This is a genomic window from Cutibacterium sp. (genome assembly GCF_030525615.1).
Taxonomy (GTDB): Bacteria; Actinomycetota; Actinomycetes; order Propionibacteriales; family Propionibacteriaceae; genus Cutibacterium.
In genome coordinates, this window is sequence record NZ_JAUNEJ010000002.1 from 164,305 (window position 1) to 179,130 (window position 14,826).

A 14,826-nucleotide genomic window follows, 5' to 3' on the forward strand; every position below is an offset into this window, starting at 1 on the left:
ATGAATCAGTGCCGGTTTACTGACTTACTAAAGGTATTGGAGAACGCTCAATGTTTCGTGCGAATCGAAAGTTTCTTCTTTTCTTTATCGGTCGTACGATCGATCTTGCGGGAAGCGCTATGACCCCAGTTGTACTGGCTCTGGCTGTCTTGCAGGCAACAAATTCGGTATCGGACACTGGAGTCGTCCTTGCCGCAAATGTTCTTCCCGCTCTTATTCTGATGCTGTTGGGTGGGGTGGTTGCGGATAGGATTTCCCGTGCACGCATCCTCATTATTACTTGTGGACTTAGCGCACTTGTCCAACTTGCTATGGCCGCCGCACTCTTTTCACAAAGCTTCAGCCTGATCCTCATGGCAGTCCTTGCAGCATGTAGCGGTATGATCAGTGCATTTTCTTCTCCAGCGTTACGTGGCATCGTGCCCGATTTAGTCGATGAGGATTACATTCAAACCGCTAATGCTGCATTGGCTACCGCCAAGAATGCCAGCAAAATTCTCGGACCCACGATAGCGGGTCTGCTTGTTGCTTTCGCCGGCGGCGGGATGGCACTTGTCATCGATGCCATTACCTTCATACTTGCCGCAGCCTTCTTCAGCCGACTGCCAGGCCAGACGTCAGCTAAACGCCATCAAGATGGCATGCTGAAGCAATTGTCCGAGGGATTCGCTGTTTTCCGCAGGCTACGGTGGGTGTGGACGCTGAGTTTGAGCTATGCCATGATCAACCTATTCGTCATTGGCCCCTGGCAGGTAATTAGCCCCGACCTAATTCGGCAAGACCATAACGTAGCCGTATGGGGTATCATTCTTTCGGTACGCGCTGCCGGCCTATTGTGTGCCAGCATTGTCCTGCTCAAATTGCGATTCAAAAATCCCTTAGTGGCGGGACTGATATTTGGCTCAATGACTGCTTTACCGCTCCTAGCGATCGGAATCAATGCCCCGATCGCCGTCATCTTCATCATCGTATTCGTTTCTTCATTCGGAATTACCGCCGCAGGGGTGACATACGATTCTGCGCTTCAGACCCGAGTTCCTCGAAGCGAACTGTCGCGCGTGGCATCTATCGATGACTTGCTGTCCTTTGCCACCGTACCACTGTCACAGGCTCTGGTCGGCCCCGTATCGCGGCTGGTAGGCGCCCATGAGGTACTCCTGATTTCTGCGATCACGGTGATTACCCTCCACTTTGTGCCTCTGCTGGTTAGGGATGTACGAATCGTGACCAAGGAAGCGACAGTAAGCTAATTAGAGACACCGTGCCCGATACATTGACGTGGGCAAGTGTGCAAGATACTAATCCGAAAGCATCGGGCACCTCGCCGTGCGTCCCCTTTGTTACAGCGACCGGAACTCAGTGGTCGGTGATATTGGAAGTAAATCTGGCACAGAACTATTACGTTCGGATCATACGAGGTACGGACCTACTATTATACTACTAGCTACCAGACCATGGTGGCCCATGACGGAACCCTATCGCCATCGAATGACCGAAGACATGTGACACGGAAGGTCTGTTTTGTTGTGCAGGTTAGGTCATGGGCTGCAGAGATTACTAAGCGCGGTGGTCTTTTTGTCGGTGAATTCGCAGATCTGCCTGATGACGGTTGGGACCGGATGGTTGACGGCGTTGACCGCACGCCCCGGCAGATGATCGCCTACCAGCTTGGCTGGATGGAATTACTGCTCAGTTGGGAACATGACGAACAAGCCGGTCTTGACGTGGTGACCCCGGCACCGGGTTTTAAGTGGAATCAGCTAGGTCGCCTATACGAGCAGTTTTACCAGCGCTGGGAACAGGCATCGACTGAGGATTTGATCGACAGGTTCGGGGTTGTGCTTGGTGAGGTGGTCCAGATGGTGGGTGGGCTAACTGAGCCGGAGTTATTTGAGTCTGGACAGCGAGCATGGGCATCTTCTACACCGTCGGCGTGGCCGGTATGGAAATGGGTGCATATCAACACGGTCGCCCCGTTTACCACGATTCGCGCCAAGATCAGGAAGTGGAAGAAACTGGCAGACTGCTAGCTGTTGCGGTTCATGAGGTTGTTGCCGCTACCGGGGTGACGAAGGGGGCAGGGGCGTCTGGAACAGCGTCTGGAGCAGGCGTGTGTTAATGAACACGACGTTTCGGCCGACCTTCTCCTTGACGACCAACCCCGTGTCAGAGATCTCAGTGAGCCACCGGGCAGCAGTCTGGCGCTTGGCGAGGCCAGCCTCCACGACGTTGTCGATCCTGAGGTAGGGCTGCGAAAACAAGAGCCGGGTGAGCGAGGTAGCCGGTACCTTCGAATTCACCGCACGGATCTCGTCCTGAATCGCGGCACGCATGGTGTCGGTGGTCTCGATGAGATCCAGGGTCCAGCGTGCTGTCGACTCCACGCCATCCAGCATGAACAGGATCCACGGTTCCCAGGCATCTTCGCAAGTCACAGCGTTCAGTCGTTCGTAATAGGTGTCCTTGTGGCGCATGATGTGGCCGGACAAGTACAGGATGGGTAGCTGCAGTAGGCCGGTCTCGATGAGGATGAGTATGTTGAGCACTCGTCCGGTGCGGCCGTTACCGTCGAAGAAGGGGTGGATTGCCTCGAACTGGTAGTGGGACAACGCCATCACGACAAGCGGGTCCAGTCCGTGGTCGCTGTGCAGGAAGCGCTCCCAGGCTGACAGGTGGTCGAGGATGACGTCCCTGCCTTCGGGTGGAGTGTAGATCCGGTTCCCCGTCATGGGATCGCCTATATAGGTGCCGGGCTGGTTGCGGATGATGGCCGTTCGCGCGTGGATGTGGGAGCAGACCTCGACTGCGGTCTTGCTGGTGATGGGGCGAGCGGCGAGGGATTCGTCGCCTTGAGCACCGTCGGCGTCTCCACAACGCCTGATGGTGGGAGCGCAGGCAAATCCTGATACGGGCGATCAGGGTAGTTCCACATGGTCACAACGTAACCAGATCCAATGAACGTGTCGAAGAAAGCGACGAATTTCGACACGTTCCATTGATGTGTCGATCAGATGGACACATTTGCGCTCGGGCCGGGCATCGCGAGGCTGCTGCATCATGCCTGTCAGCTGACGTCCTGGTACATGAACTCAACATTGATGTTGGGATCAATACCTTCCGCAATCCCGCAGTAGAACTTCTCGTTACTGTGGTTGATGAACTTGAACGGGTCCCGCCACCCTGACGGAGTGGGGTTCTTGCGCGTGATCTCGACAGCTTTGCCGTCGACGCCAAGGTGAGTGTCATGAGCATACTGAATGAACGGGGTCTTCTTTTTGTCCCAAAGCTCAGGACCACTGAGGGTGCTGGCCTGGTTCTTCCGCAGGATGCCCTACATCCGCATGCCGGGCAGGACGGCGTCTCCCCGAGCTCCATGGACTTCACGACACGACGATCGGTCACCTTCTCAGAGGTGCCGATCAGATCGCCGAGCCAGATCCCGTCCTGATGAGACCGCCAGATGATCGTTCCGCACTCAGTGAGAAGGCCAGCAAGCAGTCAGATGACAACTCGGGCGAAAAGCTGCAGGAAGCTAAGTATCTCCGGTCCCCACACCTAGCTCTGTTGCCGGGAACACGACGTCAACTACACCCCTCCGCTCGGGGCGACAACATGCGCGTATCGTTGAATATTTGAGACTCCATCTCGCAGGATGGTACTGTTCCATCATCGATGGCTCGCAGGTGCGAGCTGGTGACACGAGACCTTGGAGAAGAGGACCTATGCGCATGCGAATGTGTTGCTGTCGCTGACAAGCGGCTCCAATCCACGCGTGCGTATCCCTGCCCCCTCATCACCAAGGACCATCCATGACCGTGTCCGCAACGGGTGTCACCACTGACATCCCCATTGCCCGGAATTGCCTGCCAGGCCGTTTGACTTCCTACGTTGGCGACAAAAACGCCGCTGATCCCGTCGAGGCTATGGCTCACATCACCCGCCGACGACCAATTCTTCTCAACCCCGAGCGTTCTGCAGAGGACTTTTATTAGCGAACATAAAAACGATACAGCATCAGTTTGAATACAATCGGCAAATCCGTCCTACGTGCCGCTTACGAAAAACTAGACCGGATTGTCTGCCACCGGACAAACCAGGAAAGGGAATTCACCCACCATGACCACCGCCACCAAGGAACCGCGCAAGCGTCGCGCACCGAAGTCACAAGGACAATGGCTTATCGACGGCACCAAACCACTCAACGACGATGAACGAATCAAGCAGGAAGACGCTGGATTTGCCGTCAAGCAGCGCGTTATCGACATCTATTCCAAGAAGGGATTCGATTCCATCCCCGCTGATGACCTGGCCCCCCGGTTCAAATGGATAGGCCTGTACACCCAGCGTCGCCAAGACATGGGCGGTGAACAGACCGGGGTCAAGTCCAACGCCGAGCTGCAGGACAAGTACTTCATGCTGCGCGTCCGACTCGACGGTGGCCAACTCACCACTGAGGCGGTTCGCACCCTTGGGGAAATTAGCCGTGACTTTGGCCGCAATACCGCAGACTTCTCCGACCGCCAGAATATCCAGTTCCACTGGGTTCATATTGAAGACGTCCCGGAGATCTGGGATCGCCTGGCCACAGTTGGCCTCGATACCAACTTTGGCTGCGGTGATGTACCGCGCGTCATCCTCGGCAGCCCCGTTGCCGGAGTTGCCGCCGACGAAATCATCGACGGTACGCAGGCAATTCGTCGTATCAAGGAGGAATACCTCCGTCCCGACGAAAACGGCAACAACGAATTCGTCAACCTTCCCCGAAAGTACAAGTCCGCCATCTCCGGTAGTCCCCGCCTGGACGTCACCCACGAAATCCAGGACATCGCCTTCGTCGGCGTCAATCACCCCGAACACGGACCCGGCTTTGATGTGTGGGTTGGCGGTGGATTATCCACCAATCCCATGCTGGGCCAGCGACTTGGAGCGTGGGTCTCCCTCGACGAAGTACCCGAAGTATGGGCAGCGGTATGTCGGCTATTCCGCGATTATGGCTACCGTCGACTGCGCAACCGCGCCCGGCTGAAGTTCCTGGTGGCGCAGTGGGGCGTAGAAAAATTCCGCAAGGTACTCGAAGATGACTACCTGCACCGCAAGCTCATTGACGGGCCAGCCCCGGAGCCGTGGGAGAAAGATCGAGACCACGTTGGTGTCCATAAGCAAAACGACGGGCTCAACTATGTTGGCGTTAAGGCAGTTGTTGGCAGAGTACCGGGCACTGATCTTATCAAGCTTGCTGACGTCGCTGAGAAGCACGGGGTCAGTCGAATCCGCACGTCAGTGATGAAGGAACTCATCCTGCTCGACGTTGCCGATGACGAGGTTGATAGCTTGCTGGCTGACCTCGATGAAATTGGGCTGTCCGCCACCCCCTCGGCCTTTCGTCGCGGCGTTATTTCCTGCACCGGATTGGAGTTTTGCAAACTGGCTCTGGTCACCACACGTCAACGAGCAGCTGCGCTGGTTGAGGAGCTTGAAGAGCGTATCGGCGACCTGGACGTGCCCATCACTATCTCACTCAACGGCTGTCCAAATGCCTGCGCTCGTACCCAGATTGCCGATATCGGTCTGAAAGGGCAGATCGTTACTGATGATGACGGCAACCGCGTCGAGGGCTTCCAGGTCCATCTCGGCGGCGCACTGGGGTTGGACGCGAACTTCGGGCGCAAACTGCGCGGACACAAGGTAACTTCAGCGCAGCTGGGCGACTATGTTGTGCGACTAATTACTCACTACAAGGAGCAGCGAGAGCCTGGAGAGCAGTTCCGTCACTGGGTGGCACGCGCGGATGAAAGTGATCTGCAGTGACCTCAGATATCGGCAAACAGACCCCTCACGACACTCCCAACAGCGGGGCCATCATGTATTGCCCCTATTGCGCTGGTCAGGATCTCTGGCCAAATGCAGAAAACAGTGACGCATGGGAATGTAAAGAGTGTTGTCGCGTATTCACAGTGACATTGCATAGACATATTGCCCGGGAAGCAGAAAGGTGGGTTCAGTAAATGAGTACGGACGTGCTTGCGAATCCCGATACCGCTCAACGACTATCACAGCTGGCTCAGGACTGGGCTAGCAAGCTGGAAAACTACAGTGCCGGAGAGGTGTTGGCTTGGGGCGCAGAACACCTGCACACCCCTATGGCGGTGACCCTGTCCATGCAGGACACGGTGCTGGCAGAATTGGCGTCTCAGTATGCACCGTCAGCAGATTTGGTTTTCTTGGACACCGGCTACCATTTCCAAGAAACACTCGATGTCGCCGATGCGGTCGAGCATCGCTATTCGAACCGCCTACTGCGGGTTTTGCCAAAACAAACCCGCGCCGAACAGGATGCGCAATACGGCAAGGACCTATACAAAACCAATCCGACGCTGTGCTGTGACCTGCGTAAGGTGCAGCCATTAGCGGAAGCGAAGCTGCCCTATGAAGGCTGGGTCAGTGGCCTTAAGCGCGTCGACGCGCCGACACGCAGGAACACTCCGGTCTTGGAGCTGGACCACACCGGACGAATTAAGCTCAATCCACTGGCCAGCTGGACTAATGAGGACGTCGACAACTTCATTGCCGAGCACAACCTCATCATCCATCCGCTGACAAAGCAGGGATATCCCTCCATCGGCTGTGCCACCTGCACGGCCAAGGTTGCTCCGGGCGCAGACCCACGATCGGGACGTTGGCAAGGAACCGAAAAGACTGAGTGCGGGCTGCACTTGAACTTGTAGGAGAAACACGATAATGACCACGCTCGACCCGCGACTAGCACAGTTAGAAGCGGAATCTATTGACATCATTCGCCAGGCTGCAGGGCAATTCGATCACACCGCTCTGTTGTTTTCCGGAGGTAAAGACTCGGTATTGGTCCTGGAGCTGGCCAAGCGCGCCTTCTCGCCGGCGCCAGTGCCAATGGAATTGCTGCACGTAGACACCGGGCACAACTTCCCGGAGGTTATTGAGTTCCGCGACAAGATCGCCGCTCAACCGGGAATTACCCTGCACGTGGCGAAAGTACAGGATTGGATTGACTCCGGTGTTCTCACCGAGCGTGCCGACGGCACCCGGAACCCGCTGCAGACCGTGCCCCTAGTAGAAACCATTGCCGAACGCGGATATGACGCAGTACTCGGTGGCGCCCGACGCGATGAGGAAAAGGCACGAGCCAAGGAAAGAGTCTTTTCCGTGCGAGACACTTTTGGTGGCTGGGACCCTCGTCGGCAGCGTCCCGAATTATGGGGCCTCTACAATGGCCGCCATGCGCCTGGTGAAAATGTGCGAGTCTTCCCCATCTCCAACTGGACAGAGGCCGATGTGTGGGCCTACATTCAGGCGCGCGATATCGAATTGCCATCTATTTACTACTCGCACCAGCGTCAAGTTTTTCGACGCAAAGGTATGTGGTTGGCACCAGGCGAATGGGGTGGGCCAAAAGACGGCGAGACACTTGAAACTCGCACCGTGCGATACCGCACTGTCGGTGATATGAGCTGCACTGGCGCAGTGGACTCCACCGCCGCTACAACAGCCGAGGTTATTGAGGAATTGCGCACCTCCAAACTCACCGAACGTGGCGCTACCCGAGCTGACGACAAACTCTCCGAATCTTCGATGGAAGACCGCAAGAAGGAAGGCTACTTCTGATGAGTGCCCCCACCCGACAACGTCGCACCCTGCGACTGTGCACCGCCGGATCGGTCGATGACGGAAAGTCCACGTTCGTTGGCCGTCTGCTTTATGACACCAAGAATATTCTGGCAGACCAGTATGAGGCCGTCGTGGCTTCCTCTCATGCCCGAGGTCAAGAAAACCCAGATCTGTCCCTCTTGGTTGACGGCCTGCGTGCCGAACGCGAACAAGGAATTACCATCGATGTGGCATACCGATACTTTGCCACCGATGTGCGCAGTTTTATCCTGGCCGACTGCCCAGGACACGAGCAATACACTCGCAATACCGTCACCGGAATGTCCACCGCAGAAGCGGTCGTCCTGCTGGTCGACGCACGCAACGGAGTCGTCACCCAAACCAGACGTCACGCCACTGTTGCGGCGTTACTCGGGGTACGCCACGTCATCTTTGCAGTGAACAAGATTGACCTGCTGGATTACAACGAACAGGCTTTCCGGGCCATTGAGGCTGATCTTCAAGAATTGGCGCGACGACTACACCTGAAAAACACCGTCATAGTGCCGGTATCCGCCTTGGTCGGAGACAACATCGTTGAGCATTCCGACAACACGCCGTGGTATCACGGCGAGTCCGTGCTGGAGTTGCTGGAAAACCTGGACATTGCAGCTGACGAGGAACGCGACGCCAGCAAATATCCACTTCGCCTGCCCATTGACTACGTTATCCGCGATCACGCCTCGGAGTTCCGGGGCTACGCTGGTCGGATCGCTACTGGAAAAGTGGCTCTTGGGGATACCGTTGCCCTTCCCGGTGGCCGTTCGGCTGCCGTCGAACGGATAACCGTTGCCGGAGAGGACGTCACTTCAGCTGTGGCCGGTCAATCGGTGGCTGTGTGCCTCGACGATCACATCGACCTGGCTCGCGGCGATCTCATTTCCGACCAACCCGTCACGACAAAACGTCGCTTCTCGGCATTAGCAGTTCACCTATCAGATAAGCCGCTGACGACCCGCAAAGTTGTGGAGGTCCGCTACGGCGCGGCCTTGGTGCGCGGGCGAATCGCCTCCATTGACGCGCTGATCGACATCGACACGAGTCAACCAACGAGCGCCTCGGACCACCTGGAGGTCAACGACGTCGCAGAAGTGACTGTTGAGCTAGCACAGGAATTACCGGTTGAACCATACCGCGTAGGCGGGCGCGTGGGGGCATTTCTCCTGATCGAACCAGGTACCGGAGACACCCTCACTGCGGGCTTGGTGCGCTAATGGCGCTGATCTTGCTGGCACACGGTTCACGCCACCGCGACACTGCGCCAGCCTTGGAGAAGGTGCGTCGTCAGGTGGCGTCCGTGTGCCCAGAACCAGTCCGACTGGCCTGGCTGAATCTGGCACAGCCGAGCCTGGAACGCGTCTGCGCCGAACTTGCTCAAGCGGGCCATACCCGGGCAGTAGCAGTTCCACTGCTGTTCACAGATGCGTTTCACGCCAGAATTGATGTGCCGCACCAGGCCGGCACCATTGGCCACCTCGACTTGACGACGACCGCCGGTCTGGGATTGGGCGAAGGTGTACGACAAGCGCTTATTACCCGGATTCACCAGGTGCAGCGGACATCAAGTGATGTGCTGATTATGGCAGTGGGGTCGTCCGATCCGGCAGCGAATCAGGACGTCATTGATTTCGCCGCCCGGGTTCAACAGACAGTGCCCGGAAAAGTCACCGCAGGGTTCGTCGTGGGTACAGCCCCCGGGCCAAAAGGCCCCGCAGCAGTACAGGCAGCCGCAAAAACAGCGCGCGAGCGCGGTCGTGAACTCATTGTGGCACCTCTCTTCACCCTGCCAGGCCTGCTGTGGGACAAGGTGACGACGGTGGACAAGGTGACGACAGCACCCGCAGTGCGCTACGCCCAGCCGCTGGCAGAATTACTGACGCCGCTCATCATGTCTCGTTGGAATTCGGCGCAATCAGCGATGTGTCGTTGCTGAGGTCTGTCGCTAAGGGCCAAGAGACAGGTATTCACCGAGCAGCGGTATGCCTTGTGCGCGACGACCAGGATTCGTGAGCGTCTCGCGCGAAAACCTTTCCGGCCCCATCCGAACGCGGATACTGTGCACGTGTTCACCGTCGAATGAAGCCGACGCAGCGAGGCGGCTCGTCGCATAACCGGGAAGAAGGTACGGATGTCGCACCGAAGCATAAAAGCGCTGAGCGTCGGAGCCGTGACCGCGAGCATGATAGTGACCATGTCGCTGTCGGGTCAGCTGGCGAACGCTGCTCCCAATGATGGCAAGCCCATCGACCAGTCCGCCATGACTGCGGTGGCAGCTGACTCGGTGGAAAGCACAGCCGAGGCCCCCAACGGCCCGCTGAAACTTATCCTCGACGGCAACAAGGACACATATTGGCACACCCAATGGTCCGGTACCGTTGCTCCACCTCCACACTGGTTCGTTGTCAAACTTGGCGACGCTCCGATCAATCTGGGCCGCATTGACCTGACTCCGCGTCAATCCTCGAACGGATCGGGTCGCGCCCATCAGTACAAGCTCTTCGCGGTGAACACCCCGACGTGTACTGCCGACTCTTTCAACGCCGCAGCCCCGGTGGCGTCGGGAGAATTTGACGGCAAGGTTGCCACCAGCGGTCAAACCCAGTCCATCGTCTTGAACACCCCAACGAAGGCGAACTGCGTCAAGGTGCAATACGACTCCTCGTGGGGCGGAGATGGCGGTACAGACGTCTCCCCCGCAGAACAGGTGGCCTCTTTGGCTGAATTCAACGCTTACGAAGCAACGGCTGAACCCGAGCCGACTACCCCCTCTGCTCAGCCCTCGCCACTCACCCCTGAGGTTCCTGAAGGCACCGTCACCATTACCGACGGCACGCTGTCGGTGCGAGTGCGTCCTGACTTCCCCCAGGTCATCGACTACACCTTGGGCGACAAGACCCTCGTCGGCAAGTACGGCGGACCGTTGAGTTCTATCAATATCGACGGAAAAGCCCACAAGGTCACCGTCGGTAAGCCGGTCGTCAGCAAGGATGCCGTCAATTATCCGCTGACCTTTTCAGATCTGTCTGATGTGTCGATGACGGCGCGTATCAGCGTCGCCAAGGGTGCGCTCACGTACCAGCTGACCGACATCAAGGACCCAAGCAAGAAGGTTCACTACATCGCCATCCCCAACCTGGATCTGGTCAGCGTCACCGGACCCCAGTCCCAGATCATGGCCGCCAATATCTCTGTTAATCGCCAGAACTCCGGCGACAAACTCATCGACGTAGCCAAAGCGGCCGCCGGCACTGGCAATGCCTGGATGATTACCGCTAACACCGCGTCTTTGGCTGCCGGGTTTGAGACAAACGCGATCGGCGACCAAACCGGCAAGAATGGCGGCAACGCGACCGCTCGCTTCTCTCACGCCACAAAAAACGTTGACGGCACGATGGTCGGGACCGTCTCTCCAGCGCAGTGGACGTACCGGTCAGGCGCAGTAGCCACCTATGACAAAGGCACGGGTATTGGACCCGATCCAGATCCTTCCATCACCGTCAAATTGGTCGATGACGCTAACGCCGACGGCACCGTGAATTGGCAAGACGGCGCTATCGCCACTCGCTCGATCTTGACTCCGATTGTGGGAGCTTCGGATGTGCCGAATTACGTCATTGCCCACATTCCGTTCAACATCGTTTCCCAAGCCACTCACCCGTTCCTGCGAACTCTTGACGACGTGAAACGAATTTCCCTGGCTACTGACGGCTTGGGCCAGCAGGTCCTGCTCAAGGGTTATCAGGCGGAGGGCCACGACTCAGCCCAAGGCGACTACGCCGGCCATTACAACACAAAAGCTGGCGGCCTGACTGACCTCAAGACCTTGGTTTCCAAGGGCAAGGATTGGAATGCCACTTTCGGTATCCATGTCAACGCAACCGAGTCCTATTCAGAGGCCCACGCTTTCGGCCCCGATCTGTTGCAAATGCCCCCATCAAAAGCCTGGGGATGGATGAACCAGGCCTACTACATGAATAACCAGAAGGACCTTGTCACCGGGGCGGTTCTCAAACGTCTGCAAGAACTACGCAAAGATTTCCCAGCCGATTCCAACCTCAACTGGCTGTACTGGGATGTCTACTACCCGCGCGGCTGGGAGGGCGACCGATTCTCTGCCGAGATCGCCAAGCAAGGGTGGCGTCAAGGATCTGAGTGGTCCGACGCCATGCCCCGGCTCAACACTTGGTCGCACTGGTCCAACGACGAGAACTACGGCGGCGCGACGAATAAGGGGCTGAACTCCCAGCTCATTCGTTTCGTTGAAAACACCTACCGGGACACCTGGAACCCCGATCCGAAACTCGGCAACACCAACGTCGTCGAGTTCGAAGGATGGACGGGCCACAACAACTACAACCAATTCATTAAGAACGTGTGGGAACGTAACCTTCCCACCAAATTCCTGCAACGTTCGCCCATCATGTCCTGGTCGGATCAGAAGGTGACCCTTGCCGACGGCACCGCCGTCACCTCGCCACAAAGCTCCATCGATGGTAAAACCATCCCTACAAACCGAACCATCTCTACTGATGGCGCGACGGTTTACCACGACGGTATGTACCTGCTGCCTTGGAAAGACGGCGGAACCGACCGTCTTTACCACTGGAACCCCTCCGGTCAGCAGTCCACCTGGCAGTTGACGAAGGCGTGGTCGTCGCAACAGAGCTTGACCCTGTACAAACTCACCGACACCGGACGAGTCAAGGTCGCCGATCTTGCGGTCAACAACGGCTCCGTGACGATTCCGGCTACCGACAAGAACACCGCCTACGTGCTCTACCCCACCTCGAAAGTCCCAGCGGCCGTCTCTCCGAACTGGGGTGAGGGCAGCCACATCGTTGACCCGGGCTTCTTCTCAGGTACGACGAAGGCCTACCAGACGACCGGCAAGGTCTCGGTCGTCAAAACCGACCGTGGGAATTTCCAGGCTCAGCTCGGTGACGGCGCGTCCTCCTTGTCACAGCAGCTCAACCTGCCCGCTGGTACGTGGAGCGCCTGGGCTTGGGTCGAAATCCAGCCCGGGAAGACCCGCCACGTCGAGGTCTCGGCCAGTGGTAACGGGGTTGCCCCAGCTGGCTACCAGAACGGCAAGAAGGGCGAAGTCGTCACAGCAATCGACGCCTCCACTGCCGTCAATGCCACCGCCTCTGATGAGAAACTAGGGACATATTTCCAGCGTGTTCCAGTGCGGTTCACTTCTGACGGCTCCCCGGTGACCTTCACGGTACGGGCCGCAGATGGTCAGGCCACGGTAGGCGTCGACGATGTGCGCATTGTCGCCCGACCAGCCCCGACAGACCCGAAGCCGACCGCGAATACGGTCGTCTACGAGGACTTTGAACATATCGACGACGGCTACGGCCCGTTTGTTACTGGAAAGGCCAACGCCGGCGGCGACGCCCGTACCCAGCTGGCTGAAAAGCACGCTCCTTACTCCCAGTCCGGGTGGTACGGCCTCGTCAACGGCAACGACAGGACAGCAACACAAGGCCAGAAGTACCTCGATAACGTCCTGGATGGTCAATGGTCGCTCATGGCCCACGAAGAAAACCGTGGCCTTATCCTGCGCACCACCCCGGGCCTCGTTCCCCTGGAAAAGGGCCACAGTTATCGCGTCAGCATGGATTACCAGGCTGCCTACAACGATGACTACTCCGTTGTTCTGGGCCACGACAGTGGGGCCGACAAGGCGTGGAATACCACCATTGACCGGACCTTGCCCCTAGCCCAAGCCCGTGGCACGGGATGGAAGTCCGGTACCACCGCCGGGAAAGGCACCCAGGTTTTCAGCACCGAATTCACCGCTGACGATCACTCCTTCATCGGTGTCGTCAAGAATGGCGGCAACGTCCAAGGCGACTTGGTGATTGACAACTTCCGTGTCGAGGATCTGGGTATCCGTCCGAACTTGACGGTGTCGACCAAGGTTGGGTCGTCTGCTGACCCCGCCAACAAACAGATCACGGTCACCGCGAACCTGTCCCTGGCTGAAGGGACGGCCTCTGAGGTCAAACTCGCCTTGGTTGGCCCGGAGGGTTGGACCGTCACGCCGGTAACAATTCCCACCAGCACGGAGGTCTCGCCCGGTCAGGACGTCACAGCCAGCTGGAACGTCACAATGCCGGCCAAGGCAGCTGCGAACACGCTGACTGTCACCGCCACTTGGGTCCACGACAGCGCAGCTGGCAAAGCCACCGAAGCCATCGCCACCGACCCATCGAGCATTCTTAACAATGCCATCGGCGGGTCTGACCTCACCTTGGTGTCGGCGAGTTCCGAACAGACCAGCGGTGAACCTGCGCCCAGCGGTCCAGCCGCCGCAGCCATTGACGGCGACCCGAACACGTACTGGCACACCCAATGGTCGCCAACCAGCGTCCCCTACCCGCATGAGATCGTCGTGCGTCCCACTGCCGCCACTGGCAAGACCTGCCAGATCGCCGGCTTGGAATACACCGCACGCGGCAATGCGGCCAACGGTCGAGCCAAGGGCTACGAGATCTACGTCTCGACCGACGGAACGCACTGGGGCGAGCCCGTTGCCAAGGGAGAATTCAAAGATGTGACGACCCCGCAAATCATTGAATTCGCTAAACCGGCTGCTGGGCCGTTCGTCAAACTCGTGGAAACCTCATCCCAGAACGGCCAGGCTTTCGGAGGTGCCGCAGAAATACGCCTCTCGGGAACCTGCGTGAGCGAGTCACCGTCGACGAGTCCTTCGGCGACGCCCAGCGCTTCGGGTACGCGGACCGCTTCGGCGACGCCCACGGAATCACAAACCCCGACCGCGACTCCCACCGCTTCGGTGTCCGGGTCGTCAGCACCTTCAGCTGCTCCCGGTGCCGTTCGACCCTCAGACGCACCGTCCGGGGTCGCATCGGGTCCGACAGCGTCGGGGCCTTCAGCGGAAGCCACTGCGGCTATCACCGTGCGTCCTACTCAGTTGCCCAGAACCGGGAACTGATCTGGTCAACTGACACGCCTGACGGCTGCCGCTGAGTACCAGAAATGGCGGGGCGAGACTCTCTGTGGTCTCGCCCCGCCATCATGCTCGCCGCGATATCCGGTGTCTGGTCTGGGAAGGTGTCTGTGCTGCCGGACGTGTCACTGAGAATCATCGAGTCGCCTTCTCATGGTGAATCTGTC

10 protein-coding genes are annotated in these 14,826 nt (G+C 58.0%); 9 read left to right on the forward strand and 1 reads right to left on the reverse strand.

Features of this window, described 5'->3' with window-relative positions:
- The first annotated feature begins 50 nt into the window (after window positions 1–50).
- Complete coding sequence (locus Q4B98_RS04485) at window positions 51–1,250, forward strand: MFS transporter (RefSeq protein ID WP_303195927.1); 1,200 nt, start codon at window positions 51–53, stop codon at window positions 1,248–1,250.
- Window positions 1,251–1,502: 252 nt separating this feature from the next.
- Window positions 1,503–2,030 (forward strand): ClbS/DfsB family four-helix bundle protein, encoded by a 528-nt coding sequence (locus Q4B98_RS04490; RefSeq protein ID WP_303195930.1) that lies wholly within the window; start codon window positions 1,503–1,505, stop codon window positions 2,028–2,030.
- Window positions 2,031–2,057: 27 nt separating this feature from the next.
- On the opposite strand, the gene Q4B98_RS04495 is transcribed toward Q4B98_RS04490, so the two are convergent.
- The gene (locus Q4B98_RS04495; RefSeq protein WP_303195931.1) at window positions 2,058–2,729 is read right to left on the reverse strand and encodes a Fic family protein; all 672 of its coding nucleotides are present in this window, start codon (window positions 2,727–2,729) and stop codon (window positions 2,058–2,060) included.
- A 1,080-nt stretch (window positions 2,730–3,809) separates the two neighbouring features.
- Between Q4B98_RS04495 and Q4B98_RS04500 the strand changes: the two genes are divergently transcribed.
- From Q4B98_RS04500 to Q4B98_RS04530, 7 genes are all read left to right on the forward strand, one after another.
- A complete protein-coding gene (locus tag Q4B98_RS04500) occupies window positions 3,810–3,992 on the forward strand; it encodes a hypothetical protein (RefSeq protein ID WP_303195932.1) in 183 nt (60 codons plus the stop codon).
- A gap of 124 nt (window positions 3,993–4,116) precedes the next feature.
- Complete coding sequence (locus tag Q4B98_RS04505) at window positions 4,117–5,808, forward strand: nitrite/sulfite reductase (RefSeq protein WP_303195933.1); 1,692 nt, start codon at window positions 4,117–4,119, stop codon at window positions 5,806–5,808.
- Window positions 5,809–6,005: 197 nt separating this feature from the next.
- Entirely contained in the window at window positions 6,006–6,725 is a 720-nt protein-coding gene (locus Q4B98_RS04510; protein WP_303195934.1) for a phosphoadenylyl-sulfate reductase, read from the forward strand.
- A 13-nt stretch (window positions 6,726–6,738) separates the two neighbouring features.
- A complete protein-coding gene (gene cysD / locus Q4B98_RS04515) occupies window positions 6,739–7,638 on the forward strand; it encodes a sulfate adenylyltransferase subunit CysD (RefSeq protein WP_303195935.1) in 900 nt (299 codons plus the stop codon).
- Window positions 7,638–8,894 carry a sulfate adenylyltransferase subunit 1 gene (locus Q4B98_RS04520; RefSeq protein ID WP_303195936.1) on the forward strand — a complete coding sequence of 419 codons (1,257 nt, stop codon included), beginning with the start codon at window positions 7,638–7,640 and terminating at the stop codon, window positions 8,892–8,894. The genes cysD and Q4B98_RS04520 overlap by 1 nt, the downstream gene beginning before the upstream one ends.
- The gene (locus Q4B98_RS04525; RefSeq protein ID WP_303195937.1) at window positions 8,894–9,613 is read left to right on the forward strand and encodes a sirohydrochlorin chelatase; all 720 of its coding nucleotides are present in this window, start codon (window positions 8,894–8,896) and stop codon (window positions 9,611–9,613) included. Before Q4B98_RS04520 ends, Q4B98_RS04525 begins: the two co-directional genes overlap by 1 nt.
- A gap of 195 nt (window positions 9,614–9,808) precedes the next feature.
- Window positions 9,809–14,644 (forward strand): endo-alpha-N-acetylgalactosaminidase family protein, encoded by a 4,836-nt coding sequence (locus Q4B98_RS04530; protein ID WP_303195938.1) that lies wholly within the window; start codon window positions 9,809–9,811, stop codon window positions 14,642–14,644.
- Window positions 14,645–14,826: the final 182 nt, after the last annotated feature.